Source organism: Cobetia sp. MB87 (assembly GCF_011319755.1).
Lineage (GTDB): Bacteria > Pseudomonadota > Gammaproteobacteria > Pseudomonadales > Halomonadaceae > Cobetia.
Genome location: NZ_VFBC01000007.1, coordinates 449789 through 474720 on the forward strand (window position 1 = coordinate 449789; position 24932 = coordinate 474720).

Here is a 24932-nt window from a genome sequence, read left to right on the forward strand (position 1 = left end):
CTCCAGTGGAATATCAGGCCTGAAATAATATCATTTTGCTTCATAAGTCGCAGGCGCTAGGCTCTGCGGATTCTTGATGGCCCCTCTGTCGGGCCGCCCTTGGTTTCTGACTCTCGAGATTATCCATGTCCGTGTCTTCCTCTGCTGCCGCAAGGCCCATGCCCAACGCACGACTATTGCTGTTGCTGCTGGTCGGCTGCGTGATGTTCTCGCCGCTGGCGATCGATATCTATCTGCCCTCATTGCCGGCGATGGCGCGTGAATTCGCCCAGCCCACCGATGTGATGCAGATGACGGTGACGCTGTTTCTGGGCGCTGTGGGTGTCGGGCAGATTCTGGTCGGCCCGCTGACGGACCTCTACGGGCGGCGTCCGGCGCTGTTGGGTGGCGCGACGGTCTATCTCGTCGGCGCGATGGTCGCCGTGCTGGCTCAGGACATCAGCATGCTGTATCTCGGGCGTATCCTGCAGGGACTGGGGGCATGCGCCACGGTGACGGTGGCCTTCGCGGCCGTGCGTGACTGCTACACGCCGGAGCAGGGCGCCAGAATGTACAGCTATCTGAATGGTGCGCTGTGCATCATTCCGGCGCTGGCGCCGGTGCTGGGCGGCCTGCTGGCGGTGCAGTTCGGCTGGCGCTCCAACTTCCTGTTCATGGCCGCCTTCGCGCTGTGCGTCGGCCTGATGGCGTGGAAGAGCTTTGGCGAGACGCGCCCTGCCACGACGGTCGTGGAGCGCCCGCTGTACAACTGGGCGCGCTACCGCCCCGTGCTGACCAGCTGGCGCTTCCTGTATCAGGCGCTGGTCGCGATGGCCGCGATGAGCGCCATCCTGCTGTATGTGTCGTCGTCCTCCGAGCTGCTGGTCGAGCGCCTCGGCCACTCCGAGCTGGTCTTCAGTGCCCTGTTCGGCGGCAATGCCGTGATCAATATCATCACCTTCTTCTTCGCACCGCGCGTGATCACCCGTCTCGGCCGTCAGCCCACCGTGCGTCTGGGACTGGCGATCATCCTGCTCTCCGGTCTGATGCAGGGCGCGGCCTTCGCCTGGCTGCCATTGTCTGCTGCTGCCTTCATGGTGCCGGTGGCAGTGCTGTCGGTCGGCTTCTCGCTGGCGCTCGGTGCGGCGTCAAGCCTGGCGCTGGAGGCCTTCGCCGAGCGTGCCGGCACCGCGGCGGCGCTGCTCGGCAGTATCCAGCTTGGCGGTTCGGCAGTGGTGGCAACGGTACTGCTCAATACGCCGCTCGCCCCTCAGCAGGGCCTGCTGCTGATCAGTGTGGTGATGGTGCTGCCGCTGCTGCTGCTGGGCGCGCGACGTCAGCCGGGCGTCTAGTCGTTATGACTGGCCGGTGAGACTGCGCGATGCGACTGGCCGTTGCCGCTGACCGGTGGGACTGGACAGGCATGAAGGGTTCGCTGGTTGGCGACAGCGGCTGGCCGCAGGGCAGAGATGGTTCATTGAAGGCCCCTGACCAGAGTATGCTTGTCGCTCGATCCGCATGTCGCCAAGGAGGCACCATGGAATCAGCGGCGCGTGTGCGCGTGATACTCAACGGGGACAAGGCTCAGCAGCCGGAGCTGCGTGAGGCCATCTTCGCTCAGCGTGAGCGTATGGCAGGGCTTGAAGTGCGGTTGACCTTCGAGGGAGATGACGTCGCGAGACTGGTGAGCGAGGCAGTCGCTGAAGGCGTCACGCGGCTGGTCGTTGGCGGCGGTGATGGCACTCTCAACCTGATCGCCAATGCATTGATGCAGCATCCACTCGCGAAGCGCCCGGAAGTCGCGATTCTGCCGTTGGGCACCGCCAATGATCTGGCGACCTCGCTCGGCATCCCCGAGCCGGTGACGGAATCGCTGGCGCTGGCCTGTGAAGGGGAAGCGCGAGCCGTCGATGTGGTGCAGCTGGATGATGCCTACTTCCTCAACATGGCCTCGGCGGGCTTCGGTGCCGAGGTGACGCGCTCGACGCCCGGTGGCCTCAAGAAGCTGTTCGGTGGCGGGGCCTATTCGCTGATGGGCGTGCTCAAGGCGTGGGACTTCCGCCCTTACCGTGGCAGCGTGACCCTCAACGGGGTGGAAGAGGAGCTGGCGTTGTTCGTGCTGGCGATCGGCAATGGTCGTCAGGCGGGCGGCGGGCAGGAGCTGGCGCCTCGGGCGTTGCTCGATGATGGCTGCTTCGATGTGCTGGTGATCCGCGACTTCCCCATCGCGCGGGTGGGTGAGGTGATCGAGGAGCTGGAGTCGCTTCCCGACAACGGCCATTTCGTGCGGTATGTGCGCACTGACTCGCTGCACTATCGTGGTGAGTCGTTGCCGGTGAATCTCGATGGCGAGAGCTACCTGATCGAGAACAGCGAATTCCAGCTGATTCCCGGCGCCCTGCGTCTGGTCGCCCCGCAGGGCGCCGCCCTGCTGACACACTCATGAGCCCGCAGATGGGCCATTGAGCGCCGGCTGAGCCATGAGGGCTGGCTGGTACACGAGCGCAGTCTGAGGTTTACTCAGGCTGCGCTCGTTGCGTTGGTGGCAGCGTATTCTTCCAATCTCTCAGCCGAGCAGGGCGGGAGCCAGGACTTCAGGGAGTGATTGCATGGTCGGTTTGGCGGCGTGGCATATCTGGGTCATCCTCGCGTTGATTCTGGCGGGGCTTGAGCTGCTGGGCGCGCAGTTCGTGCTGCTGGCGCTGGGTGTCAGTGCCCTTGGGGGGGCTCTGGCGGCAGGGCTGGGGGCGGGGCTGAACATCCAGTTGATCAGCGTCGCGATCACGGCCCTGGTGCTGGTGCCACTGTTCGTGCGCAAGATCCATCCCTATCTGTTGCCCAAGACGCCCTACGGTACCCTGGGCAGCGGCGCGGAAACCGGGCAGCTGGCCAAGGTGATCATCGGCAACGGTGGCAGACCTGCCGTGCGCGTGTCAGGCAATGAGTATCCGCTACGCTGGGAGGGGGAGACGCCGCCGGCAGCGGGGGATACGGTCAGGATCGTCAGCGTCGAAGGCATCACCGTCTGTGTCGAGCCTGTCTCGAAGGAGACTGACTCGAAGTAGTCTGCCTCGAAGGAGTCAGTGGAGTAGCGCCTGTCTCGAAAGAAACTGGCACAAGGATGCCATGAGATCGCGGCTCGATGACGCGGTCGTGGTGGTAGCGGGTCAAGCGTGATCGGATATCTCACCAGGGCTTGCGGATACGGCCCAGTTCAAGGGAGTTGAGCAATATGATTATCAGTCCGGGACTCATCATCATTCTTTTCATACTGGCGCTGGTGGTAATTCTGCTGGCCAAGGGGTTGATGATCGTCCAGCAGTCAGAAGCCGTCGTCATCGAACGCCTCGGCAGCTATAGCCGCACACTGGAATCCGGCGTGAATCTGGTGATTCCCTTCATCGACAAGCCGCGCTCCATCACCATTCGACGTTATCGTGAGGTCAAGGGCGACAATCTGCCGTTGGTGGTGGAAGAGACGCGCATCGATCGCCGCGAGACGGTGATGGACTTCCCCGGCCAGAGCGTGGTGACCACGGACAACGTCACCGTGACCGTCAATGGGGCGCTCTACTTCCAGATCGTCGATCCCAAGCGCGCCGTCTATGAAGTCGAGAACTTCACCCAGGCCGTCGAGGTACTGGCCAAGACCAGCCTGCGCTCCGAGATCGGTCGCATGGAGCTCGACAAGCTCTTCGAGAGTCGCAAGGAGGTCAATGACGCCTTGCAGATCACCATGGATGAAGTCGGTGACAAGTGGGGCGTCAAGGTGACGCGCGTCGAGATCCAGGACATCAGCATGCCCGAGGAAGTCGAGGATGCCATGCGGCTGCAGATGGCGGCCGAGCGCAAGCGTCGCGCCACGGTGACCGAGGCCAATGGCCAGCGCGAAGCCGCCATCGCGACCGCCGAGGGCGAGAAGCAGTCTTCGGTGCTGCGTGCCGAGGGTGACAAGCAGGCCGCGATTCTGCGCGCCGAAGGTGAGCGTCAGGCCATCTATCAGCTGCGCGATGCCATCGGTGCCGAAGACCCGCAGCTGGTGGTCGGCTACATGCTGGGCCAGAAATATCTGCAGGTGCTGCCGGACATGGCGCGTGAGGGTGATCGTGTCTTCATCCCCTACGAGGCCTCTGCCTTGCTGGGTGCCATGGGCAGTTTCCGCGAGCTTGCCACTGAAGTCGGCGAGCCCACCAATGCCAGCAATGAAGGGCTGAGACGCGCCCGTCAGATGATGACAGGCGAAGCGGGCCTGGGCTGAGTGTATTGTGCCAAGCAGTGAGTGGCAGTAGGCTGCCGCTCCACTGAATATTCACCGCATCTGGAGCAAGACGATGACAGCACTTACTACCGATCATGAGCGCTTTCTGCAGGCCGCCATTGAAGAGGCGGAAAAGGGCTACGCGGCTGGCGGCGTGCCGATCGGCTCGGTACTCGTCCATGATGGCAAGATCATCGGTCGTGGCCACAATCAGCGCCAGCAGAAGGGCAGCACGGTGTTGCATGGTGAAATGGATGCACTGGAAAACGCCGGTCGCCTGCCGGCCAGCGTCTATCGTGAATCCGTGCTCTATACCACGCTGTCACCGTGCCCGATGTGCAGTGGTGCCATCCAGCTCTACGGTATCCCGCATGTCGTGGTCGGTGAGAACCACACCTTCATGGGCGCGGAAGACCACTTGCGTGGCCTGGGCGTCAAGGTCGATGTGGTCGACAACGCGCGCTGCCGTGAACTGATGGCGACCTTCATTCGCGAGCAGCCGGACGTCTGGAACGAAGATATCGGTGAGTGATCGCGGTGCGGTTGTTGGTGGTAGCTGATGGAAAATGGTGTTCGTTAACACTATTCTGCTGTGAAAAGGGCAAAATGCTTGAAAAGCTGTCGGTCTGGCACCATGTCTTGGGTATCAGGCGTCAAGCCACGCTTTCGCTTGCATGACTACACGACCTTTGTTGCAATGCCACTTGCAGGAAACAGGGGCTGGCAACTCCCCACCTATCATGGAGAAGACGATGAAACTCAAGCAATGGATGATTCCCGCACTGGCCGCTGGCCTGTCTCTGGCCATCGCTGGTTGCGATAACGGCGATACTGACAAAGCTGCCCAGAACGCCGAGACCTCTGCCGAGCAGAGCGCCGAGCAGGCTGAACAGAGCGCCGATCAAGCGACTGACGCCGCTGCCGAGAAGATGGACCAGGCAGCTGACGAAGCGGCTGCAGAGATGGATGACGCTGCTGACAAGGCCGACAACATGGCTGACGACGCTGCCGAATCTGCCGATGCCATGGGCGACGAAGCTGCTGCCGAGAGCGAAAGTGCCCTTGAAGCAACCAAGAACGCTGCTTCCGAGACCTATGAGTCCGCCAAGGAAGGTGTCAACGACGCCGCTGACGCCACTGCCGATGCTGCCAAGAACGCCTATGACTCTACCAAGGAGCAGGCTGCCGAGCTGACCGACTCCGCTGAGCAGTCTGGCGACAACGCTGCTGCCGAAGCGAACGAGAAGATCAACGCTGCGCAGCAGGATGCCAACGAGTCCATCGACGAAGCGCAGCAGTAATCACTGGCCAGCGAATGCTGGCGTGATGCCTGTCGCAAGCCGTGTCACTGGCTGAGTGCGAGTGACATGGCCGCCGATACAAGAACGCCGTGCCCCCCTGGGTCGCGGCGTTCTTGTATCGGCGATGATTCGTGAAGCGTGAGTCAGGCCAAGGCCTGGCCACAAAAAAGCCCGCCAGAAGGCGGGCTTTTCCATGACTGTCTTGCTGCCATCATCAGGGCGCCGGTGAGGGCGGCCTGACCAGGCTGATCGAGAAGATCAGACCGGCTTGATGTTTGCGGCCTGAAGGCCTTTCTTGCCCTGGGTGACGTCGAAGGAAACCTTCTGACCGTCTTGCAGGGACTTGAAGCCTTCTGCCTGAATTTCAGAGAAGTGCGCGAACAGGTCATCGCCGCCGTCGTCCGGAGAAATGAAGCCGAAACCTTTGGTGTCGTTAAACCACTTGACTGTGCCAGTTGCCATGATTCTTTCCTTGCTTACGAGATGATGTTGGTGGTCTGCCCATCAGACCAGAGTGCGTTGGTGCGGCTAGGGGGAATTCCACCAGAGAGACGCGTTGCGTCCAGCGACGACATCCTTTCCTGCTTGACCTACGCATGCAGCCTGGGCTGCACGTGTTCGCTTCCATTCGAACAGAAAGTTGTCGTATTGGCGACTCCTTCCGGCTCAAGTAGGATGCTCACACAGAGCCAACATAGATGGAAATGCCATGAAGGTCCAGAACGTAGATTACCGCTCGGCCGATGCAGCCGAAAAATTTGTTGAATCCCTGCGCACGACGGGCTTCGGTGTCATCCGCAATCATCCGATCTCTCATGAATTGGTCGAGAAGATCTACGCCGAATGGGCCGAATTCTTCTCCAGCGCCGACAAGCTTGACTGGCGCTTCGACCCCAAGACCCAGGATGGCCTGTTCCCGGCAGATGTCTCCGAGACCGCCAAGGGCCATACGGCGCGTGACCTCAAGGAGTATTACCACATCTACCCGTGGGGCAAGATTCCGGACAGCCTGCGCGAGAATGCCATGGAGTATTACCGCCAGGCCGAAGCCTTCGCGGCAGAGCTTCTGAGTTGGGTCGAGGCCCATTCACCTGCCGAAGTGGCTGAGCTCTACCGTGAACCGCTCTCCAACATGATCAAGGACAGCGGTCAGACACTGCTGCGCGTGCTTCACTACCCGCCGATGACCGGCAGTGAAGAGCCGGGTGCCGTCCGTGCCGCGGCGCATGAAGACATCAATCTGTTGACCGTGCTGCCGGCAGCCAACGAGCCGGGCCTGCAGGTAATGGACGTCAATGGCGAATGGATGGACGTGCCCTGTGATCCGGGCCAGCTGGTCATCAATGTCGGCGACATGCTCCAGGAGACCAGCGGCGGCTACTTCCCGTCGACCACGCACCGCGTGATCAACCCGACCGGCGAGGGCTCCAGCCAGTCACGCCTGTCGCTGCCACTGTTCCTGCATCCGCGTCCCGAAGTGGTACTGTCTGACAAGCACACGGCGGATTCCTACCTCAAGGAACGTCTGCGCGAGCTGGGCGTCATCTAGCGCCGGCTCTGGTCCCGGCCTGGCTTTTGCTCTCGGGACCGCTGAGGAGACTTCAGCTGATCCGACGCCATCCGCGCCTGTGCGCGGGTGGCGTTGTCGTTTACGGGCGTGGCCTCTGGCGGCAGAAGGCTTGATTCATCGGCGTCAAGACCGCATTGACTGTATTCGCAATCATGATCTGCCGCATCGCGGCTAAGGCTTTACTGATGACCACATCGCCTGTTGTACAGGACACGCATTCCAAGACCATGGGCTACCTGCTGTGGATCTTCGGTTTCCTCGGCGCGCACCGTTTCTACTATGGCAAGCCGGTCACCGGCACCATCTGGCTGTTCACCTTCGGGTTGCTGGGCATCGGCTGGTTGATCGACCTGTTTCTGATTCCGGCGATGGACCGCGAGGCGGACTTCCGCTTTCGCGAAGGTCCGATCAATTATTCGCTGAGCTGGATTCTGCTCACCTTCCTGGGCGTGTTCGGCATTCACCGCATGTACATGGGCAAGTGGCTGACCGGCTTGCTCTACCTGTGCACCGGTGGGCTGTTCTTCATCGGTGTGCTGTATGACTTCTGGACACTCAATGACCAGATATCGCTGCGTCATGCCGAGCAGTCGCCGGCCACCCAGCGCTAGAGATCACACCTGCGTTGCATCCAGCGGGACGGAAGTGACGTAGCAGGAAAGGCAGTGTCGAGTTTTCGCATGTTCTAATGTGCTGAAGCTCGGATGTTTTCATCAACATGACGACAAGGAAGTGAACATGATCTGGTTGAAATCCTTCATCGCCGCCTTTCTGGCGACTCTCATCTTCCATCAGGGCCTCTTCGGGCTCTTCTATCTGGCCGATATCCTGCCCAAGGCGCCCTACAACATGACGCCTACCGGGCCGCTGGGCATCCCGTCAGTGCTCTCGCTGGCCTTCTGGGGCGGGCTGTGGGGACTGCCGCTGTGGGCATTGGTGCGCCGCAGAACGGGCGTCAGCCATTGGCTGATCAGCCTCGTCTTCGGTGCAGTCGGCCCGACGGCCGTGGCCATGTTGGTCGTCTTCCCGCTCAAGGGAATCGAGGTAGCGCCGTTGATGGTGGTCGGTGGCCTGATCCTGAATGGCGCCTGGGGCATCGGCACCAGCCTGTTGATGCGTGTCCTGGGCGCGCGACCGAGTCCTGCGGCCCCGACCACAGCATGATGGCATCGATTCCGTGGACCATGGTGGCGCTGGCCTGGGCTGCCGGGCTGTGCATGCCGCTGGGTGGCGTGATCGCCCAGCTGGAGCGCAGCCACGAGAGTCACGTCAAGCGCAGTTGGCTGGCGGGGATTACCGCGCTCGGCGGCGGTATTCTGTTGGCCGCCGTGTCGCTGGTGCTGGTACCGCATGCCATGCAGGCGCTGTCCATCGCGGCGCTGTTGGGGCTGTTCCTGCTGGGCGCGCTGATCTTCATGCAACTGGACCGCTGGCTGGCGCGCGGTGGTGGTGCCAAGGGCCAGTTGCTGGCGATGCTGATGGACTTCATCCCCGAGGCGATCGCACTGGGCGCACTGGCCTCTGCCTCTCCCGCCGCGGCGATGCTGCTGGCACTGTTCATCGCGGTCCAGAACCTGCCGGAAGGCTTCAATGCCTACCGTGAGCTGGAAGGGGCCGGGCTGACTGCGCGTCAGGGGCTGGGGGCCTTCGTGATGCTGTCGCTGCTGGGCCCGCTGGCGGCATTGGCCGGCCATCTATGGCTTGCGGATGCGCCGAGCGTGCTGGGCGGGCTGATGGCCTTCGCCGCCGGTGGCATTCTCTATCTCGTCTTCCAGGATATCGCGCCCCAGTCGCGGGTGGCGCATCACTGGTCACCGCCGTTGGGCGCCTCGTTGGGGTTCATGATCGGCATGCTGGGCGATCGCCTGGTCGGCTGATGATCAGCTGACGATTCACCGTGACGGGGCGGCACCAGCTGACTCGCCACGGCTCGAGACTTTCACACCCTCCGTCATCTTCCCGATAGGGAGCTCGCATGAGCAAGCACGCCAATGAAGGCAACCTCACGGGGTTGCTGGAAGAGCTGGACCGCGAGATCGAAGGGGATATCTCGCTGGGCGACATTCTGGAGCATTTCAATTCCCGGGGCTTCGGCCCCTTGCTGGTATTGCCTGCCTTGCTGGTACTGCTGCCGACCGGGGCGATCCCCGGCGTACCGACGACCTGTGCGCTGTTCATCGTGCTGATCGCGGGTCAACTGTTGCTGGGGCGCAAGATGCCGTGGTTGCCACGCCGGTTGGCGCGCTTCAGTTTCGAGCATCAACGCCTGACCCATGGCGTCGAGCGGGCAAGGCCCTGGACGCGACGCCTCGATCGTCTGCTCAAGCCACGCCTGAGCTTCATGACCCGCGGCATTGCCTATCGCGGTATCGCGGCGCTGACCATCCTGCTGGCCACGGCCATGGTGCCACTGGAGCTGGTGCCCTTCGCCGCGGCCTTGCCGGCGGCAACCTTGATGCTGCTGGGGCTGGGGCTGATCGGGGAGGATGGCCTGGTCATCCTGCTGGCCTTGCTGGTGCTGTTGCTGGATATCGCCACGGGGTTCTGGCTGGTAGGTTGAAGGCTGCGTTGGTCGCTCAACAGCGACGCAGCGTATTTTAGGGGGCGAGGCTCGTATTCTTGATGACGCAAGTTGGCTCTCGCATGCCATCAACTGCGTGTTTCATGAGCGCGTCTGCGCTGGCGTGTAGCAACGCAGTAAGACAAAAGACTGAAGTGCACCATTCAGAGGCAAACCAGGCTGTCATCTTGAGGTGGATGGCTTTGCAGGCTGGCCGTGCTCGCCTAGACTGGTCGCCTGTTCAGTGCCATTGGGGCACGAATTCGGCTACTGAAGCGGGTCTGTCGCAAGGACGTTCGTCATGTTTGATTTCATCCAGTTCGATGCTGCCTTCTGGTCCTTCGTGGTGGCCATCACCTTGCTGACGGTCACGCCCGGGGTCGACACCCTGCTGGTGATTCGCAATACCTCGCGCGGCGGCCTGCGTGACGGCGTGCTGACCAGTCTCGCGATCTGTGCCGGTCTCTTCGTGCACGCGCTGGTGTCGTCGGCGGGCATCTCGCTGATCCTGTTGCAGTCGGCATGGGCATTCTCGGCTCTCAAGCTGGTCGGGGCGGGCTATCTGATCTGGTTGGGCATCAAGAGTCTCAAGAGTGCACGGCGCGCGCGCGGGCTGAATGTCGACGTCAGCGTGACACGTCAGCAGGTATCGTGCTGGCAGCCACTGCGCGAGGGCTTCCTGTCCAATGTGCTCAATCCCAAGACGGTGGTGTTCTACATGGCCTTTCTACCGCAGTTCATCGCGCCGACCGACCCGGCCGTACTCAAGTCATTGTGGCTGGCGGGTGTCCACTTCGTGATCGCCAATCTCTGGCAGATCAGCGTGGCGCTGATGGTCGGTGGTGCAGGGCGCTGGCTGGCAAGACCGCGGGTCGCCTGCTGGATGGAAGGCATCACCGGATCCGTCATGGTGCTGCTGGGGGCACGGCTGGCGCTAGGTCGCTAGGGATGAGCGGCCACTGCCAACATTGCAACGGAGCGCATGGGATGACGGTTCGTATCCTTGATGACACATGGATCCTGTGACATTGACTCTGGCGGCCTTTCTCAAGGTCGTCACGCACCTGGAGGTTCGGGATATCAGTGATGTCTACGATTCCCGCGTGCAGCAGGTACGGGTGCTTTACTACGGTTACACCATCGACTTCCGCCACCAGCTGTGGCGCATCGATGATGAGTCGGTCTGTGCACATCTGGAAAAGACCGGTACCGCCGTCGAGCAGCGCGAGTGCTCGCGCATGGCCAGCCGACTGTTCGTCGAGACCTGTCATGCCTTGCAGCGCCGGGGGCGGGCGGCGCATATCGACACCCGCACCATGTATTGCAAGGCCGCAGCGACCTTCAAGCCCCGGCGCGACCCCTATGCGGGCATGACGCCTGCAGAGCGCAAGGCACGCAAGGCGCTGGAAGCGGCGCATCGAGAAGCCGAGCAGGCCTGCAACCGCTACGTGCTGGATGCCCTGTCCTCGAATTCTCTGGAGGTCCTGCGCCTGCGGCAACGCTACTGCGACAAGAGCAATCGATTGGCAGCACGGCTCGAACAACAATGATGCCCGGGCCGGTGCTGACGCCTGCCCGAGCCAACGACAGCAGCGGTACAGTGCTGCATTCATGACATGAAGACCGGCCCATCAAGGCTGGCATTGGCAGGGAACGCAATCGGATGAGTCTTTCACATACCCTTCGTCGCCGTCTGGGCGGGTTGAGTGCCGTGGTGCTGGTGGTCGCCGGGATAGCGGCCTGGCTGTTCGCCGTCGATGAGGGACGCTGGGTCGGCCGCGTGACCACGCGCCCCGAAACGCTGAATCTCGAGTCGGTGGAGCAGGGCAATCTACCGGTCAATCAGTTCGTCTCGCTGCGCAATCACTGGGCGGTCTATCGCGAGCACACCGAGACTTTCCGCCTCGATGCCAACGCAGACGGTGGACGACGGATCGAGACGCTTTACTATCCTGTCATCTCTGACATGAATCCCTATCTGCTGGAATTGGCCGGGCTGTCACGCGCCTTCGGGGGCATCGATGGCATCCCCTCGGAAGAATGGCCGCGCATCGAGCGCATGGGCGTGCTGGTGCGAACCGACTCCGTGCAGAGCCTGGAAAACGTGCCGCCGCTGATCGAGTTCCCCGATGGCCTGTTCGGCACCGTCTTGCACGCCGAGACGGACCTGCCGGGCGATGAGCGTTCTCTTTTGGCCGAGCGCTGGCCCGACATCGATCTGTCGCGTGTGATCATCATCAATGCCGGCCACCGCCCCGGCAATGTCTGGGCGATGATCGTCTATGGCGTGCTGGGCACGCTTTGCTGGGCACTGGCCGCCTGGTTGATGGTGCGACTGATGCGTACACCGCGCGTCACGCGCTCCCAGCCTCTGGCCCATGCCGGCCACGCGGCATCGGAGCCGATGGTGTCGCAGGCAACCCCGGGCAGCGAGGCTGAGGGCGAGGGGGTATCTCAGTCCCATGACGACGCACCGCAGCCCCAGGGCGCGCCCGGCAAGCGTCAGGGCTGGCGTGGCAAGGGCGGCGACGAAGGACGACCCCTGAGCTATGCCGAGGCGCTGGGACGGTATACCCCTCAGCAGAAGCCGCCGTTCGGCAATGGTGTGGCTGCCTCGCGACCGAAAGAAGCCAAGGGCGAGAGCCAGTCCGGATCTTCGCCCGCCATCCGTCCACGTCGCGATGATTGACTGAACGAATGGCTGAACGAATGACTGAAAGAATGGCTGAAGGGCGCAATGAGCTCTGTCGTCATGGGCCCTGACGCCATGGGCCCTGATGCCTGGGAAACGAAAACGCCAGCCCCCTCGGGCTGGCGTTTTCGTTGCTGGATGCTACTGCTCGGCTCAGCGGCGATCCACCAGAGCGGTGGTATAGCGCTGGCTGACTTCGCGGTCGCTGACTACCTTGACGCCCTCGCTGGTGCCCTTGGCCAGGCTTTCGAAGATCACGCGGTAGGCCAGCACGGCCTTGACGTATTCACGGGTCTCCTTGAAGGGGATGCGCTCGACGAAGCGGTCGTATTCGCCCGGGGTGTCGGCGAGCCATCGATCGACACGCCCTGGCCCGGCGTTGTAGGCCGCGGCGGCAGCCAGGCGGTTGCCGGAGTAGCGGTCGAGCATCTCGCGGATATAGGTGCTGCCAAGACGGATATTGGTGACCGGATCCCCCAGCGCCGCGTTGCTGGGCGTGGGCAGGCCCAGGCCGCGACTGACCTGAGCGGCGGTGCCCGGCATCAGCTGCATCAGGCCGCGTGCGCCCACCGGCGAGGTGGCGGTGGGGTTGAAGGCGCTCTCGCGGCGCGCGAGTGCCATCAGCATCCACGGGTCGACGCCGGCATCGGCACCGAAGCGCTGGAAGTCCTGCTGCCAGGCCGGCGGGAAGCGCCAGGAAAGGCCATCCCACAGCTGACCACGGATGGTGGCGAAGACGGTCAGATCATACCACTGCTGCTGAAGCGCGTAGGCTGCCAGGCGGCGAGCCCCGGCGTCATCCGCCTGGGTGACGGCATTGAACCACTCGGAGCGAGCCAGACCGATCTCGTCGATGTTCATCAGCGCTCTGACGCGCTTGACGGCCGGCGTCGCGGCGACCTCGGCCAGTTCCGCATCGGAGAAGTCCTGGTCATCGCGATTGAGCGAGTAGGCCTGGCCGATACGGTCGGCGGCCAGGAAACCGTAGAAGTTGCGCTCGGTCGCGGCGCGCGTCCAGGCGACGCGTGCTTCCTGCGGGCGACCAAGGCTGTCATCGGCACGCCCCAGCCAATACTGGTAGCGGGCGTCGTTGCGGAAGCGGTCCGGCATCTTCAACACCCATTCACGCACCTGCGGCCAGTCGCCATCGCGCACCGCGTTGCGCATGCGCAGATCGAACAGCTCCTCGTCATCGAGGATGGTCAGGCGCTGATCGACCCAGCCGCGGTTGTTGGGGATGTCGCGCACCAGTGAATACCAGGCCAGGTCGCGCTCGACGGTGTGGCGCTGCTCATCACTCATCGGCATGTGCGGATTCACCTTGCGCCAGGCTTCCAGCGCGGCCTCGGTGTCGGCACGCACGAAACCATGCATGGCGGCGACGCTCAAGGCGGCGAAGGCATGGCCGCCGTGGCCGAGGTTGGTCGGCAGGCGCGTGATGGCGGCAAAGTTGCCTTCAAGTTGCTCGCGCGCCGCGATGGCCCGCTGCCAGCTGCTGGGCAGCTGGCGCTCGAGATAGCTGACCATGCCACCCTGGCCGGCAGCCCAGGCGAGCATGGCGCGCTCCCAGATGGCTTGATCATCAATCACGCCACGCTCGCGCAACGCCGAGAACAGCGGGTCACAGGCCGAGTCCTGCGAGCCGGACACATGCCAGAGCTTCAGGCCGCCTTGCGATGCGCTCGCGACATCATTGCCCAGCTGCGCCGTGTAGTAATAGCACTGGCGCTGCGCGCCGGCCGGCACGCCATCGCTGACTTCCAGCAGGGCATCATGACGGCCGGTACGCCCGTAGGCGGAGATCGCCTGGCCTCGCATCCACTCGGCCAACGGCGAGTCTGCATGACGCTCGATGAAGGACAGTACTTCCGCGGCGGTAGCGTACGGCAGGCGGGCCTTGAGCTGGTGGTACTCGATATAGCCTTCCAGCACGTGGCCATTGACGGCGACCTGCTGAATCTCGTCGAAACGCTTGGCGCGTGCATCATCGAAGGCGGCGCGGAAGCTTTGGTCACTGGGAGTGGCGGCCTGCAGGGGCAGGCTCAGTCCCAACAACAGGCCTAGGCCGGTGAGGTGCCGCAGCGCCGCGAAGCGGCGGCTGCCACGGGGTCGGAGAGTTTGCTTGCCTGATGTCACCTGGGACTCCTGCGACTGTCGGTAAAGGGGGCGTGGACTGGTTGCGACCTTGTGGTGGCGGTTCAGTGCCCCGATGTTGAACAAGTGCCCCGATATTGGCTATCAGGGGTTGCCGATTCAGTAACGATAGTGGCTATCGTGGCAGTGGTCGGCGCTGAATAACAGCACCATCTGATACTGATAGTGAATTATCCGAGAGTGATACCGCGGCTGTGCTGCCGCGAAGATGGAAAGCTCAGTAAACGAAATTTGTGCTACCCGTGAGGAGTCCACTATGGGCAAGGCATTATGGTTGACGCGATTGTTTGGCCGCCGACATGTGCTGGGCAAGGCAGGCGCCGCCTTGCGCACCATGGGGCCCTTGCTGCGCGACGTGGTGAGCGGTCGTTATCGCCCGGTACCGTGGAAGGCGCTGGGGTTGGCGGCCGGCGCCTTCATCTATCTGGTCTCGCCGTTGGATCTGATTCCGGATCTGCTGGTGGGGCTGGGGATTCTCGATGATCTGGTGATCGTGACCTGGTTGCTCGGCAAGCTCGATGATGCGCTGGCCGACTATCGCCTGTGGCGTGGCGAGATCCCCGATCCCTCCGACCCGCCGACCCCGTGAAGGCGTGCAGCGTGGAAATGCCATGCCTCTACCAGCCCTGACGCAGGCACTGGCCATTGGCCGCATGGCAGGGGCGCCGCGACCCTGCCATGCTCGTGACACGCTATCAAACACCAGTTTGAATTGACGTGCCGTCAGTGTTTGATCTGTTATCTATTACAGGGCAGTGCGCCGTTTCATCACAGGGCGATGCGCCGTTTCATCACAGTAAGCCGTGCCGTTGTGGCAACGCCCTGAAAACGCCATTCAAGGAAATCCTGCATGCTGATCTATGCCTGCCTGTTGTTTGCGGCACTGATGCTGGTGCTGACCAAGGTGCCGGTCGCCTGGGCACAACAGCAAACCGGACGCTACGACAACCACGACCCGCGCGCACAGCAACGTGAACTGACGGGCTTCGGGGCCCGCGCGCTCGCCGCGCACCAGAACACCATCGAAGCCTTCCCGATGTTTGCCGCCGGGGTGCTGGTCAGCGTGATCACCGCGCCGGGCGCGCCCATCGCGACCACGCTGGCGGTGATCTTCGTCCTGGTACGTCTGGGCTATTGGGGCTGCTATCTGGCCAATATTGCCCTGTTGCGCTCCCTGCTGTGGGGCGTCGGGTATCTGATCTCCCTCGCGTTAATGGCGATGCCGCTGTGGATGTGAAGCATGCAGTGCCGCAGAGCCTGCTGGGGCTGGCCGTCAATCCCGCTGACGTGCCGGCTGCGGGTGGCGTGTTGGATGACGCCAGCTGGGCGCGGGCGCTGACCGGATTCCTGAGCTTCATTCCGCATACGGCGCGCTTGAACGTCAGGGTCGAGGAGGTCGCCGCGCCGGCCATTCGTATGCAGCTGCCATGGCAGCCGGCCTTGATCGGCGATCCGCACCGCAGGCTGGTACATGGCGGTGTGCTGACCATGTTCGCCGATACGCTGTGCGGCAGTGCCGTACTCACGGGGTTGTCGGCACCGGAAGTCTGCCCGACGCTGGATCTGCGCCTCGATCACTACCGACCCGGCGTCGAGGGCCTGGCGTTGGTGGGCGAGGCGCGCGTGCTGAGGGTCACGGAGTCGATGGTGTTTACCGAGGCGCAGATCTGGCAGCAGCCGGGCAAGATCCTGTGTCGTGCGATCGGCAACTTCGTCAGGCTCGGTGAGCGCAATACGCCCAGCGGTTTTGCCGAGGCGCTGCTGGCGGCGGCCAACGCTCAGGCCCCCGCGAACCCCTCCATGGACGAGTCAGAACCGCAAGGGCAGGCAGCACAGTCAGCGGGCGAGAGGGCCGAGCCGCAAGCGCCGCGCGATGCCCAGGACCCGCGTGGTCTGCTCAGTGCGCGGCGTTTTGTCGAAGGACAGCGCACTCACGCCGATCTGGCGGCGCTGCTGGAGAGTCTGCCCTACGCGCAGGCGATCGGGCTTGGATTGTGTGCCATTGACGGGCAGCAGGCGGGCGTGGCCAGTGATGTCGAGCTGCGTCCTGAGCAGGCGCTGAGCTATTCCATGGCGGCGATGCCCGACAATGTCGGCAACCCGATGCTGCCTGCAGTGCATGGCGGTGTGCTGGCTGCGGCGATGGAAACCGCCGCCACGCTTGAGGTGCTCAGGCGGCATGGGCGCGGCGGCCGTGAAGCGCGCCTGCCCAAGCTGATCGATTTCTCCATCGACTATCTGGCCACGGCGCGCGGCGATCAGGTGACGCGCATCGACTGTGAAGTGATGCGTGAAGGTCGGCGCATGACCAATGTGCGCGTCAGCGCCTGGCAGAAATCCCGTGAGCAACCTGTCGCCAGCGCGCGCATGCACTTCGTGCTGGAGTCACTCGCCTCGCCGTGACGGGCAGTTGATGTCTGCTCCGCAGGCGTCACACTCGAAAGCGCCTCTCTGATGGCTACCCCTCCGTTGGCTTCCTTCGTTGTTACCCATCGTTGGCTCCCCTCGTTGCTGACCGGGAAGCCGCTAGGATGTTTTGTGCCATGCGTCAGGTGGGCCGGGCGCAATCATCTGTCGCTAGTGCCTTGAAATCCCTCACCCTTGCCCCATATCTGATCCACGAGTGCTCCCTTCGATCTGCCGCCCAAGAAAGGCAGGCGTCGGCGAGCCGGTTCCACTGTTGCGGGGGCGCTCTGGCCACCGCGAATCTTCTTTTCAGGCATCCACGACATAGAGGTCCTTTTCGATGACGACCGCCACTCACACCGAAACGCATGGCTTCCAGACAGAAGTGAAGCAGCTGCTTCACCTCATGATTCACTCGCTGTATTCCAACCGCGAGATCTTCCTGCGCGAGCTGGTCTCCAACGCGGCGGATGCCTGCGACAAGCTGCGTTACCAGGCGCTGGACAACGATGCCCTTTACGGCAATGACAGCGAGCTGCGCATCGAGATCGAGCACGATGCCGAGGCGAAGACCATCACTCTGCGTGACAACGGCATCGGCATGAGCCGTGAGGATGTGGTCGCCAACCTGGGCACCATCGCACGCTCCGGTACCGCCGAGTTCATGAAGAACCTGTCGGGTGACCAGCAGAAGGATTCGCGTCTTATCGGTCAGTTCGGGGTCGGCTTCTACTCCGGCTTCATCGTCGCCGACGAGATCACCGTGCGCACCCGTCGCGCCGACCTGGGCGCCGATCAGGGCGTCGAATGGAAGTCCCGTGGCGAAGGCGAGTTCAGCGTGGCGGACATCGAGCGCGCCGAGCGCGGTACCGAGATCGTGCTGCACCTCAAGGACGATGCCATCGAGTTCGCCGACGATTATCGCCTGCGCAACCTGGTCACCAAGTACTCCGACCATATCGAGCTGCCGGTGCGCATGAAGCGCGTCGAGAAGGACGAGGAAGGCAACGAGCAGGTCCATTGGGAAACCGCCAACTCCGCCACCGCGCTGTGGGTGCGTTCCAAGTCCGAGGTCAGCGACGAGGAGTACAAGAACTTCTACAAGCACGTCTCGCATGACTTCTCCGACCCGCTCAGCTGGAGCCACAACAAGGTCGAGGGCAAGCTCGAGTACACCAGCCTGCTGTTCGTGCCGGGCCGTGCGCCGTTCGATCTCTACCAGCGTGATGCCGCGCGTGGCCTGAAGCTCTACGTGCAGCGCGTCTTCATCATGGACGACGCTGAGCAGTTCCTGCCGCTGTACCTGCGCTTCATCAAGGGCGTGCTGGACACCAACGATCTGTCGCTGAACGTCTCGCGTGAACTGCTGCAGCAGGACCCGCAGGTCGACAAGCTCAAGTCCGCGCTGACCAAGCGTGGCCTGGACATGCTCAAGAAGCTGGCCAAGGATCCCGAGCAGTACCAGACCTTCTGGAACCAGTTCGGCTCCGTGCTCAAGGAAGGTCCGGCGGAGGACTTCGCCAACCGCGAGAAGATCGCCGAGCTGCTGCGCTTCTCCACCACCGAGACCGACAGCGCGACTCAGGACCAGTCACTGGCCCAGTACGTCGAGCGCATGAAGGAAGGCCAGAGCAAGATCTACTATCTGGTCGCCGACAGCTTCAATGCCGCCAAGTCCAGCCCGCACCTCGAGATCTTCCGCAAGAAGGGCATCGAAGTCCTGCTGCTGACCGACCGCATCGACGAGTGGCTGATGAGCCACCTCACCGAGTTCGACGGCAAGTCCTTCGCGGATGTCGCCAAGGGTGACCTTGATCTCGGCGATGTCGAGAACGAAGAAGAGAAGAAGGCCCAGGAAGAGACCGCCAAGGCCAAGGAAGATCTGGTCAAGCGCGTCAAGGAAGCGCTGGCCGAGAACGTTCAGGAAGTGCGCATCACGCACCGCCTGACCGATTCCCCGGCCTGCGTGGTGCTGCCGGAGCACGAGATGGGCTACCAGATGCGCAAGATGATGGAAGCCGCTGGTCAGCCGCTGCCGGAAGTGAAGCCGATTCTCGAGCTGAATCCGGAGCACGCCCTCGTCACGCGTCTGGAAGGCGGTGAAGGCGATTACTTCACCGACCTGGCACACGTAATGCTCGATCAGGCCATCATCGCCGAAGGCGGTGCGCTGGAAGACCCGGCCGCTTACGTGCGCCGCCTGAACAGCATGCTCAGCGCCTGAGACGGCGGAACGATCGAGTCATCGGCTTGATCAAGCATGTTCGCAACGACGCCCTCGCAGCCTGTGCTGCGGGGGCGTCTTTCGTTGGGTGTGTCGTAAGCGGTAGCGTCCAGTGCGAGGTGCAGGGCAGGAAGGTCAGAAAGATCAGAAAGGCGGCAAGGTAGGAAGGGAGGGGGAAGCGCAGAAAGCGCAGGGAGCGCGGGGAGCACAGAGAGCGCGTTGCGTCAGAAGCGCGAAAAGGCAGGTATCGTCTGGCAGCCTGTCGGTGACGGACGACAGGGCTTGCCGTGTCTTTCCTCGCTTGGTCAGTCGCGCCATCTTCTCGCCCACGCGTTTTTAGGGTTTCATGCAGCCTCATGAGATACGCTGATGGTATCTCGCGTCCTGCTACTGCATCCCTCTCGATGAGCGCAGCACATGACTTACCTATCTTTCTCTGCGGATTGGCTGACTGGCGGGGTGCGTGGCCTGCCGCGCCTGTCGTCGTGGGCCCTTTCGCGGCGCTCAAGGCGGCTATTGTGGTGCCTGAGCCTTGTTCATCTGAGCCCTGCTCACCTGATCATCGTTGCCTTGCTGCCGGTGATGGGGCTGGGCTCCATGGCGCAGGCGGCACGGCTGGATGATGAGCTGCTGGCCCGTGACAGGACCCATCAGATGCCGGACCTGCGGCCCTATCCCGCGGGCAACAAGCGCAAGGTCGCATTCTTCGAGCTGATGATTCCGCTGGTGGTGGCCGAGAACCAGCGTATCGCCGAGCAGCGTGACTGGTTGCTGGCGATGCGCAAGCGCGCCGGTGATGGAGGGCGTGACTACAGCGAGCGCGAGCAGGAGCGCCTCAACGGCCTGTGTGACCAGGCCAATCTGCCCTGTGACGTCACGCGCGAGGACATCGGCGTCAGCTGGACGCGCCTGCTGCTGCGCATCGATACCCTGCCGCTGGACATGGTGCTGGTGCAGGCCATCGAGGAATCGGGCTGGGGGACATCGGGTCATGCCCGTGAGGCCAACAATCTGTTCGGCATGCGCTGTTTCTCGCGCGGCTGCGGTATCGGGCCGCCGGGGCGTGAATATCGGCGCTTCGAGAGCCTGGAGGCGGGCATCGCCGCCTATTTCGACAATCTCAACTCCCAGCGCAGCTATGCCGAGCTACGTGAGCTGCGCGGGCGTCTGCGCAACGCGGGCCAGCCGGTGCGTGCCGAAGACCTCATCCCGACGCTGAGTGCCTACTCGACGCGGGGCAACGCCTACTTCACCACGCTCTATGATCTGTTGCGCTGGAATCGTGGCCTGATGCGTACCGTGCGTGAGCGCCTCGCGGCCAATGGCGCCCTGTCCTAGGCATGATCGCGCAGCGAAGGTCTTGCCCCCCGCGCTGACAGGGGGGATCATGCCGCCATGCATCTGAGCAATGATCAACGGCGAATTCTCGCCCATCCCTTTCCCTCGCGCCTGCGCGATCGCACGCCGGCCAACAGCGCCGAGCACAGCGATTGCGTGGTGGTGCGTGCCTGTGCCGGCAGCGGCAAGACCGTGCTGATGGTCGAGCTGGCACGTACCTACGCCGACGAGACCCTCATCTATACCTCGCTCAACCCGGCGGTGGCCGGGCGGACTGCCAGTCAGCTGCCCGCCAATGTCCAGTCGCTGTCGCTGCATCAGCTGGCGCGCCAGGCCTTGATGGAGGAGTACGGCGACAAGCTCAAGCGCCAGCCCGACATCACACGCCGCCTGGCGCCGCAGAGTCTCAGCTGGCTGGGCAGTCTTTCCAGTCAGTCACGCAGCCTGATCGCCCAGGGCCTGAACACCTTCTTCGCCGAGAGTGACGCGGTGCCGATGCCTGAGCACCTGCCCGAAGGCGTGGCACAACGGCTGAGCGCCAATGAGCTGCGTCAGCTGGTCGAGAGCATGCGACTGGTGTGGGAGTGTCTGCTGGACCCCGCCGATCATCAGCAGAGCCTGTCGTTCAACGCCTTGCTCAAGCTGTGGTCGCAGCATGGCCAGTCGCTGGAGGCCGACCTGGTGATGCTGGATGAGGCGCAGGACGCCACGCCAGCGCTGCTGGCCATGTTGCGTCGCCAGCGCTGCGACCTGCTGCTGATCGGCGACCCGCATCAGAGCCTGTCGCGTCAGGTGGAAGGCTTGAGCTCGCTGGATTCGCCGCTGCTGGCCGATGCCACCGTCTATTCGCTGCCCGGCGCCTGGCGCTTCGGACCCGCATTGGCGGCGCTTGGCACGCGGCTGGCGGCCTGTTCGCCTACCGCCCGCGAGCAGGCCATAAGCGGCCTCGGCCCGGCGACCCGTCTGGCGCTGCCCGCGGTGCGTGAGGCATTGCTGCACTCCGGCAAGCGCCATGCGGTGATCAGTGCCGGCCCGGTGGCGGCGCTGGGAGAGGCGCTGTCACTGCATCAGCGCGGCATCGCGGTGGCCTGGCTGGACGGCATCGAGGGCTATCCGCTGGCGGGGCTGCTGGATCACTGGCGGCTCTGGCGCGCACATCAGATGGCCGAGCAGGGCGACAGCGCGAGTCAGCGCGAGTGGTGGCGACTGCTGCCTCCTTCCCTGACACGGCTCGGTCAGACCCCGGCGCAGGTGCTGGGGGCTCTGACGCGTCTCGATGATCATCAGGCGCGCAGCCTGCATGAGCTGGCCTCCTGGTATGCCCAGGCGCCACTCGATCAATGGATCGGTGAGCTGCGCAAGCACGATGGCGACCTGCAGGCCGCCATTGCCAGTGCTCACTCGCGGGGCCAGTCGCTCGAGCTGCCGACGGTCATGCTGGGGACGGTGTTCCGTGCCAAGGGTCTCGAATTTGATTGCGTGGTGCTGGCCGATGATCTGGCATTGCCAAGTGAGCGCCAGCAATTGCCCAATCAGGTGCTGGTCACCAATCTCAGCTACACCGCCGCCACGCGGGCACGCCAGCTGCTGGTGCTCAATGAACGCCTGAGCCACTGGTGGCAGGCGCAGGGCGAGAGTGAGCGCTTCCCTCTGCTCGAGGCACTGCCGCAGGCATGGCTGAGCGAGTCCACACATGGCGTCCAGGCGCCGCACCCGTGGTGGGGCAAGGCACGTCTGTCGGAGTTGGCGCTGACACCGCGCAAGCGCCTGCTGCTGCGTCGTCATGAGACGTCGCTCGAGGCCACGTCTGCCGCCGTGCCGCCCGAGGCTGGCACGCGCGATCACGCGCCAGCCTCGGGCGACCCTGCCAGTCATGCTCAGCACCTGGCTCATGATCAGCACCTGGCTCATGATCAGCACCTGGGCCATGCCCAGGGCTCCGACGATGCCCTGCAGGCGCTCAAGCGTCAGGCACGCACCGACACGACGGCGCGCAAGCTGTATGAAATGGCCAGCAAGCTGCCGCCCGGGCGTCCGTCCGGCGGCCTGCGCAGCCTGTTGACCCCGAGTGACGCCGCCGCGTCCACTTCTTCCCCCAGCGAGTCGCCGACCCCCGGCGGCCCGACGGAGCCTCTTGATGAGTGAGTTTGCCCCTACGCCCGCCGCGCACGTGCACGACCTGGCGGCGCTGCGCTTCAACAATCGTTATGCCCGCCTGCCGGAGCACTTCTTCACGCGTGTCGCCCCAGAGCCGCGACACGGTACGCGCCTTGCCGATGTGAGCCCTGACTGCGCCCGTCTGCTGGGGCTGGAGGCGGCCTTGACTGCTGATGCCTCCAGCGCAGAGGCGCTCGAGCAGCTGCGCCTCTTGATGGCCGGTGAGCAGTTGCTGCCGGGCATGGACGCACTGGCCCAGAAATACACTGGCCATCAGTTCGGTCATTACAATCCGCAGCTCGGCGACGGGCGAGGCATTCTGCTCGGTGAGCTTGAGACCGGCCACGGCAAGACCTTAGATCTGCATCTCAAGGGGGCCGGGCGTACGCCTTACTCGCGCTTCGGCGATGGTCAGGCGGTGGTGCGCTCCAGCGTGCGCGAGTATCTGGCCAGCGAGTACATGGCGGCGCTGGGCATTCCCACCAGCCGCGCGCTGGCACTGGCAGTGAATGCCGAGCGGGTTCAGCGCGAGACCGTCGAGCCTGGCGCTACCGTGTTGCGCGTCTGTGAGAGCCACCTGCGCTTCGGGCACTTCGAGTGGTTGGCCCACTCCGGCCGGCATGAAGACCTCAAGACACTGATCGATCACGCCCTGCGGGAGCATTTTTCAGAATGTCTGCCTGAGCGTCTGCCCGAGGAGCTGACTGAACGTCTTCCGGAAGGCGGCGCGCAGACAGCGGCGGACCAGCCGCTTGCAGACCAGCCCCTTGCAGATCAGGTGCGCGTGACCAGTGCGCTGGCCATGTTCGAGACAGTGATCACTCGCACCGCGAGACTGATCGCGGCCTGGCAGGCCTACGGCTTCGTGCATGCGGTGATGAACACCGACAACATGTCACTGCTGGGGCTGACCTTCGATTACGGGCCTTACGCCTTCCTCGACGGCTATGAAGAGAATCTGGTACCGAATCATACCGATCAGGCCGGGCGCTATGGTTTCGCCCAACAGCCGGGCATCGGGCTATGGAATCTGGAGCGTCTGGGGATCGCGCTGTCGCCGCTGATCGATGTCGAAGCGCTCTCCGCTGCGCTGGGCGCCTATGAGGGCGAGTTGCAGCGTGAATATGCGCGCCTGATGCGTGCGCGTCTCGGGTTGCCGGATGCGCGCGATGAGGACATGACGCTGGTGCAGCAGTGGCGAGAGCTGCTGGAGGCCGGCAAGGTCGACCACACCCATGCCTACCGTCTGCTCAGTCATTGGGATGTCACGCAGCCCGCGCCGGAAACGCTGGTCGTGCGTCTGGCGGGTGAGCGTGGGCCGCATGGCAACTCGGCCCGGGCGCGCGATGAAGCCTCGGCGTGGCTCAAGCGCTATCAGGCGCGCGTCATGGCCATCGGGCTTTCCGCCGAGGATGAGCGCCAGCGACGTCTGACCATGCTCGGTTGCAATCCGCTCTATGCGCCGCGCACGCATCTGCTGCTGGAGGTGATCGCACGGGTCGAGCAGGGTGATGACACGACACTCAAGGCCTTGCGTCAGCGTCTGACGGCGCCTTTCTTCCGCCCCGAGGAGGGCAGTCTTGAGGCGGCGCTGGCGCTGGGGCAGGCGCAGGGCGTCGCGGCCGAACTCGTCGATGACTGGACACGGCCACCGGCGGCGAATGCCGCGCCGATCTGCATGAGTTGCTCTTCCTGAGCCGCTCTAGCTGATCAACTTCTCCAGAGCGGCTTACATGGAGGGGCCTGAACTGCTGTGCTGACAGCGCAAGCCATGGACTAACATCCGCTTTGTGCAATGCGGGAATCACGCGCTGACACTCAAGTCATCGTCATGAAAATGGGATACTGCTGCGGCGGTATCCCATTTTTCATGGCAGGCACTGTCACAGCCATAAGCTCGAGATTATGCGATGCATAACACAAAGCTGAGCTATTCTTGGTGAGGTGCCTTTTGTAAACTCATTGAAAATCAGTGACTTGGTAGTGTCGCAAGGCGCCTGCCAGCATAAGGCAGCTGTTATGGCTGTCATAACGATAGCTTTATGCTTGATTTTATTGCTTTTTTTGCAATGCAGCGCTTGACCCTGATGCACCGTCAAGAAAAGACTGATGCTGGACACTCATCGTGTCGCGGGTGATGTCAGGCCTTCTGGCCATGCGTGAGTCACGGCTTGCGATTCAGGCAAGTCTCACCTGTGACAGGCAATAACGTCGCTGAAAGCGCCTCCGGCAGGCAGGATGGCGCGAATCAGCGCTCAACAGGAACGACGCCATGAACCTTTCAAGGCTGGCA

General features: G+C 63.2%; 23 protein-coding genes. 21 read left to right on the forward strand and 2 right to left on the reverse strand.

The genetic code is table 11. From position 1 onward, the window contains the following. Window positions 1-125: 125 nt before the first annotated feature. From CDPAHKCJ_RS08005 to CDPAHKCJ_RS08030, 6 genes are all read left to right on the forward strand, one after another. The gene (locus CDPAHKCJ_RS08005; protein WP_240916702.1) at window positions 126-1331 is read left to right on the forward strand and encodes a multidrug effflux MFS transporter; all 1206 of its coding nucleotides are present in this window, start codon (window positions 126-128) and stop codon (window positions 1329-1331) included. Window positions 1332-1516: 185 nt separating this feature from the next. Further along, window positions 1517-2425 carry a lipid kinase YegS gene (yegS, locus tag CDPAHKCJ_RS08010; RefSeq protein WP_166019337.1) on the forward strand — a complete coding sequence of 303 codons (909 nt, stop codon included), beginning with the start codon at window positions 1517-1519 and terminating at the stop codon, window positions 2423-2425. 163 nt (window positions 2426-2588) lie between these two features. After that, window positions 2589-3044, forward strand: a complete 456-nt coding sequence (locus CDPAHKCJ_RS08015) for an NfeD family protein (RefSeq protein WP_166019338.1) — start codon at window positions 2589-2591, stop codon at window positions 3042-3044. A 167-nt stretch (window positions 3045-3211) separates the two neighbouring features. Next, window positions 3212-4237 (forward strand): SPFH domain-containing protein, encoded by a 1026-nt coding sequence (locus CDPAHKCJ_RS08020; protein ID WP_043337056.1) that lies wholly within the window; start codon window positions 3212-3214, stop codon window positions 4235-4237. Between the two features lie 73 nt (window positions 4238-4310). Beyond that, on the forward strand, window positions 4311-4769 hold the full coding sequence (locus tag CDPAHKCJ_RS08025; protein ID WP_166019339.1) for a nucleoside deaminase: 459 nt from the start codon (window positions 4311-4313) through the stop codon (window positions 4767-4769). 220 nt (window positions 4770-4989) lie between these two features. Next, complete coding sequence (locus CDPAHKCJ_RS08030; RefSeq protein WP_166019340.1) at window positions 4990-5538, forward strand: hypothetical protein; 549 nt, start codon at window positions 4990-4992, stop codon at window positions 5536-5538. Window positions 5539-5796: 258 nt separating this feature from the next. Here CDPAHKCJ_RS08030 and CDPAHKCJ_RS08035 read toward each other — a convergent pair whose 3' ends face one another. Continuing rightward, the gene (locus tag CDPAHKCJ_RS08035; protein WP_043335501.1) at window positions 5797-6000 is read right to left on the reverse strand and encodes a cold-shock protein; all 204 of its coding nucleotides are present in this window, start codon (window positions 5998-6000) and stop codon (window positions 5797-5799) included. A gap of 247 nt (window positions 6001-6247) precedes the next feature. Here CDPAHKCJ_RS08035 and CDPAHKCJ_RS08040 point away from each other — a divergent pair, with 247 nt between their 5' ends. The 8 genes from CDPAHKCJ_RS08040 to CDPAHKCJ_RS08075 all read left to right on the forward strand — a co-directional run bounded on the left by CDPAHKCJ_RS08040 (window position 6248) and on the right by CDPAHKCJ_RS08075 (window position 12357). After that, the gene (locus CDPAHKCJ_RS08040) at window positions 6248-7087 is read left to right on the forward strand and encodes a 2OG-Fe(II) oxygenase family protein (RefSeq protein WP_043335503.1); all 840 of its coding nucleotides are present in this window, start codon (window positions 6248-6250) and stop codon (window positions 7085-7087) included. A gap of 206 nt (window positions 7088-7293) precedes the next feature. Then, the gene (locus tag CDPAHKCJ_RS08045; RefSeq protein ID WP_166019341.1) at window positions 7294-7719 is read left to right on the forward strand and encodes a TM2 domain-containing protein; all 426 of its coding nucleotides are present in this window, start codon (window positions 7294-7296) and stop codon (window positions 7717-7719) included. A 127-nt stretch (window positions 7720-7846) separates the two neighbouring features. After that, entirely contained in the window at window positions 7847-8272 is a 426-nt protein-coding gene (locus CDPAHKCJ_RS08050) for a hypothetical protein (protein ID WP_166019342.1), read from the forward strand. Then, window positions 8269-8985 (forward strand): divalent cation transporter, encoded by a 717-nt coding sequence (locus CDPAHKCJ_RS08055; protein ID WP_166019343.1) that lies wholly within the window; start codon window positions 8269-8271, stop codon window positions 8983-8985. Before CDPAHKCJ_RS08050 ends, CDPAHKCJ_RS08055 begins: the two co-directional genes overlap by 4 nt. Window positions 8986-9083: 98 nt before the next feature. Then, the gene (locus CDPAHKCJ_RS08060) at window positions 9084-9668 is read left to right on the forward strand and encodes an exopolysaccharide biosynthesis protein (RefSeq protein ID WP_166019344.1); all 585 of its coding nucleotides are present in this window, start codon (window positions 9084-9086) and stop codon (window positions 9666-9668) included. Between the two features lie 301 nt (window positions 9669-9969). Beyond that, window positions 9970-10614, forward strand: coding sequence for a LysE family translocator (locus CDPAHKCJ_RS08065; protein WP_166019345.1), 645 nt, complete (start codon window positions 9970-9972; stop codon window positions 10612-10614). A 67-nt stretch (window positions 10615-10681) separates the two neighbouring features. Beyond that, the gene (locus tag CDPAHKCJ_RS08070; RefSeq protein ID WP_166019346.1) at window positions 10682-11218 is read left to right on the forward strand and encodes a hypothetical protein; all 537 of its coding nucleotides are present in this window, start codon (window positions 10682-10684) and stop codon (window positions 11216-11218) included. A 113-nt stretch (window positions 11219-11331) separates the two neighbouring features. Then, window positions 11332-12357, forward strand: a complete 1026-nt coding sequence (locus CDPAHKCJ_RS08075; protein ID WP_166019347.1) for a hypothetical protein — start codon at window positions 11332-11334, stop codon at window positions 12355-12357. Between the two features lie 156 nt (window positions 12358-12513). Here the strand turns inward: CDPAHKCJ_RS08075 and CDPAHKCJ_RS08080 are convergent, their stop codons facing one another. Beyond that, window positions 12514-14496: a transglycosylase SLT domain-containing protein gene (locus CDPAHKCJ_RS08080; RefSeq protein WP_346773908.1), complete on the reverse strand. Its 1983-nt coding sequence runs from the start codon at window positions 14494-14496 to the stop codon at window positions 12514-12516. A 274-nt stretch (window positions 14497-14770) separates the two neighbouring features. Between CDPAHKCJ_RS08080 and CDPAHKCJ_RS08085 the strand changes: the two genes are divergently transcribed. The 7 genes from CDPAHKCJ_RS08085 to CDPAHKCJ_RS08120 all read left to right on the forward strand — a co-directional run bounded on the left by CDPAHKCJ_RS08085 (window position 14771) and on the right by CDPAHKCJ_RS08120 (window position 24335). Beyond that, window positions 14771-15103: a YkvA family protein gene (locus tag CDPAHKCJ_RS08085; protein WP_166019348.1), complete on the forward strand. Its 333-nt coding sequence runs from the start codon at window positions 14771-14773 to the stop codon at window positions 15101-15103. A 261-nt stretch (window positions 15104-15364) separates the two neighbouring features. Further along, window positions 15365-15751 (forward strand): MAPEG family protein, encoded by a 387-nt coding sequence (locus tag CDPAHKCJ_RS08090; protein WP_166019349.1) that lies wholly within the window; start codon window positions 15365-15367, stop codon window positions 15749-15751. After that, entirely contained in the window at window positions 15742-16917 is a 1176-nt protein-coding gene (locus tag CDPAHKCJ_RS13370) for a PaaI family thioesterase (protein WP_346773909.1), read from the forward strand. Before CDPAHKCJ_RS08090 ends, CDPAHKCJ_RS13370 begins: the two co-directional genes overlap by 10 nt. A gap of 343 nt (window positions 16918-17260) precedes the next feature. Next, complete coding sequence (gene htpG, locus CDPAHKCJ_RS08105) at window positions 17261-19144, forward strand: molecular chaperone HtpG (RefSeq protein WP_166019350.1); 1884 nt, start codon at window positions 17261-17263, stop codon at window positions 19142-19144. Between the two features lie 417 nt (window positions 19145-19561). Continuing rightward, window positions 19562-20482, forward strand: a complete 921-nt coding sequence (locus tag CDPAHKCJ_RS08110; protein WP_166019351.1) for a glucosaminidase domain-containing protein — start codon at window positions 19562-19564, stop codon at window positions 20480-20482. 57 nt (window positions 20483-20539) lie between these two features. Further along, window positions 20540-22627 carry an ATP-dependent helicase gene (locus CDPAHKCJ_RS08115; RefSeq protein ID WP_166019352.1) on the forward strand — a complete coding sequence of 696 codons (2088 nt, stop codon included), beginning with the start codon at window positions 20540-20542 and terminating at the stop codon, window positions 22625-22627. Then, window positions 22620-24335, forward strand: a complete 1716-nt coding sequence (locus CDPAHKCJ_RS08120; protein WP_166019353.1) for a protein adenylyltransferase SelO family protein — start codon at window positions 22620-22622, stop codon at window positions 24333-24335. The genes CDPAHKCJ_RS08115 and CDPAHKCJ_RS08120 overlap by 8 nt, the downstream gene beginning before the upstream one ends. The last annotated feature ends 597 nt before the right edge of the window (window positions 24336-24932 follow it).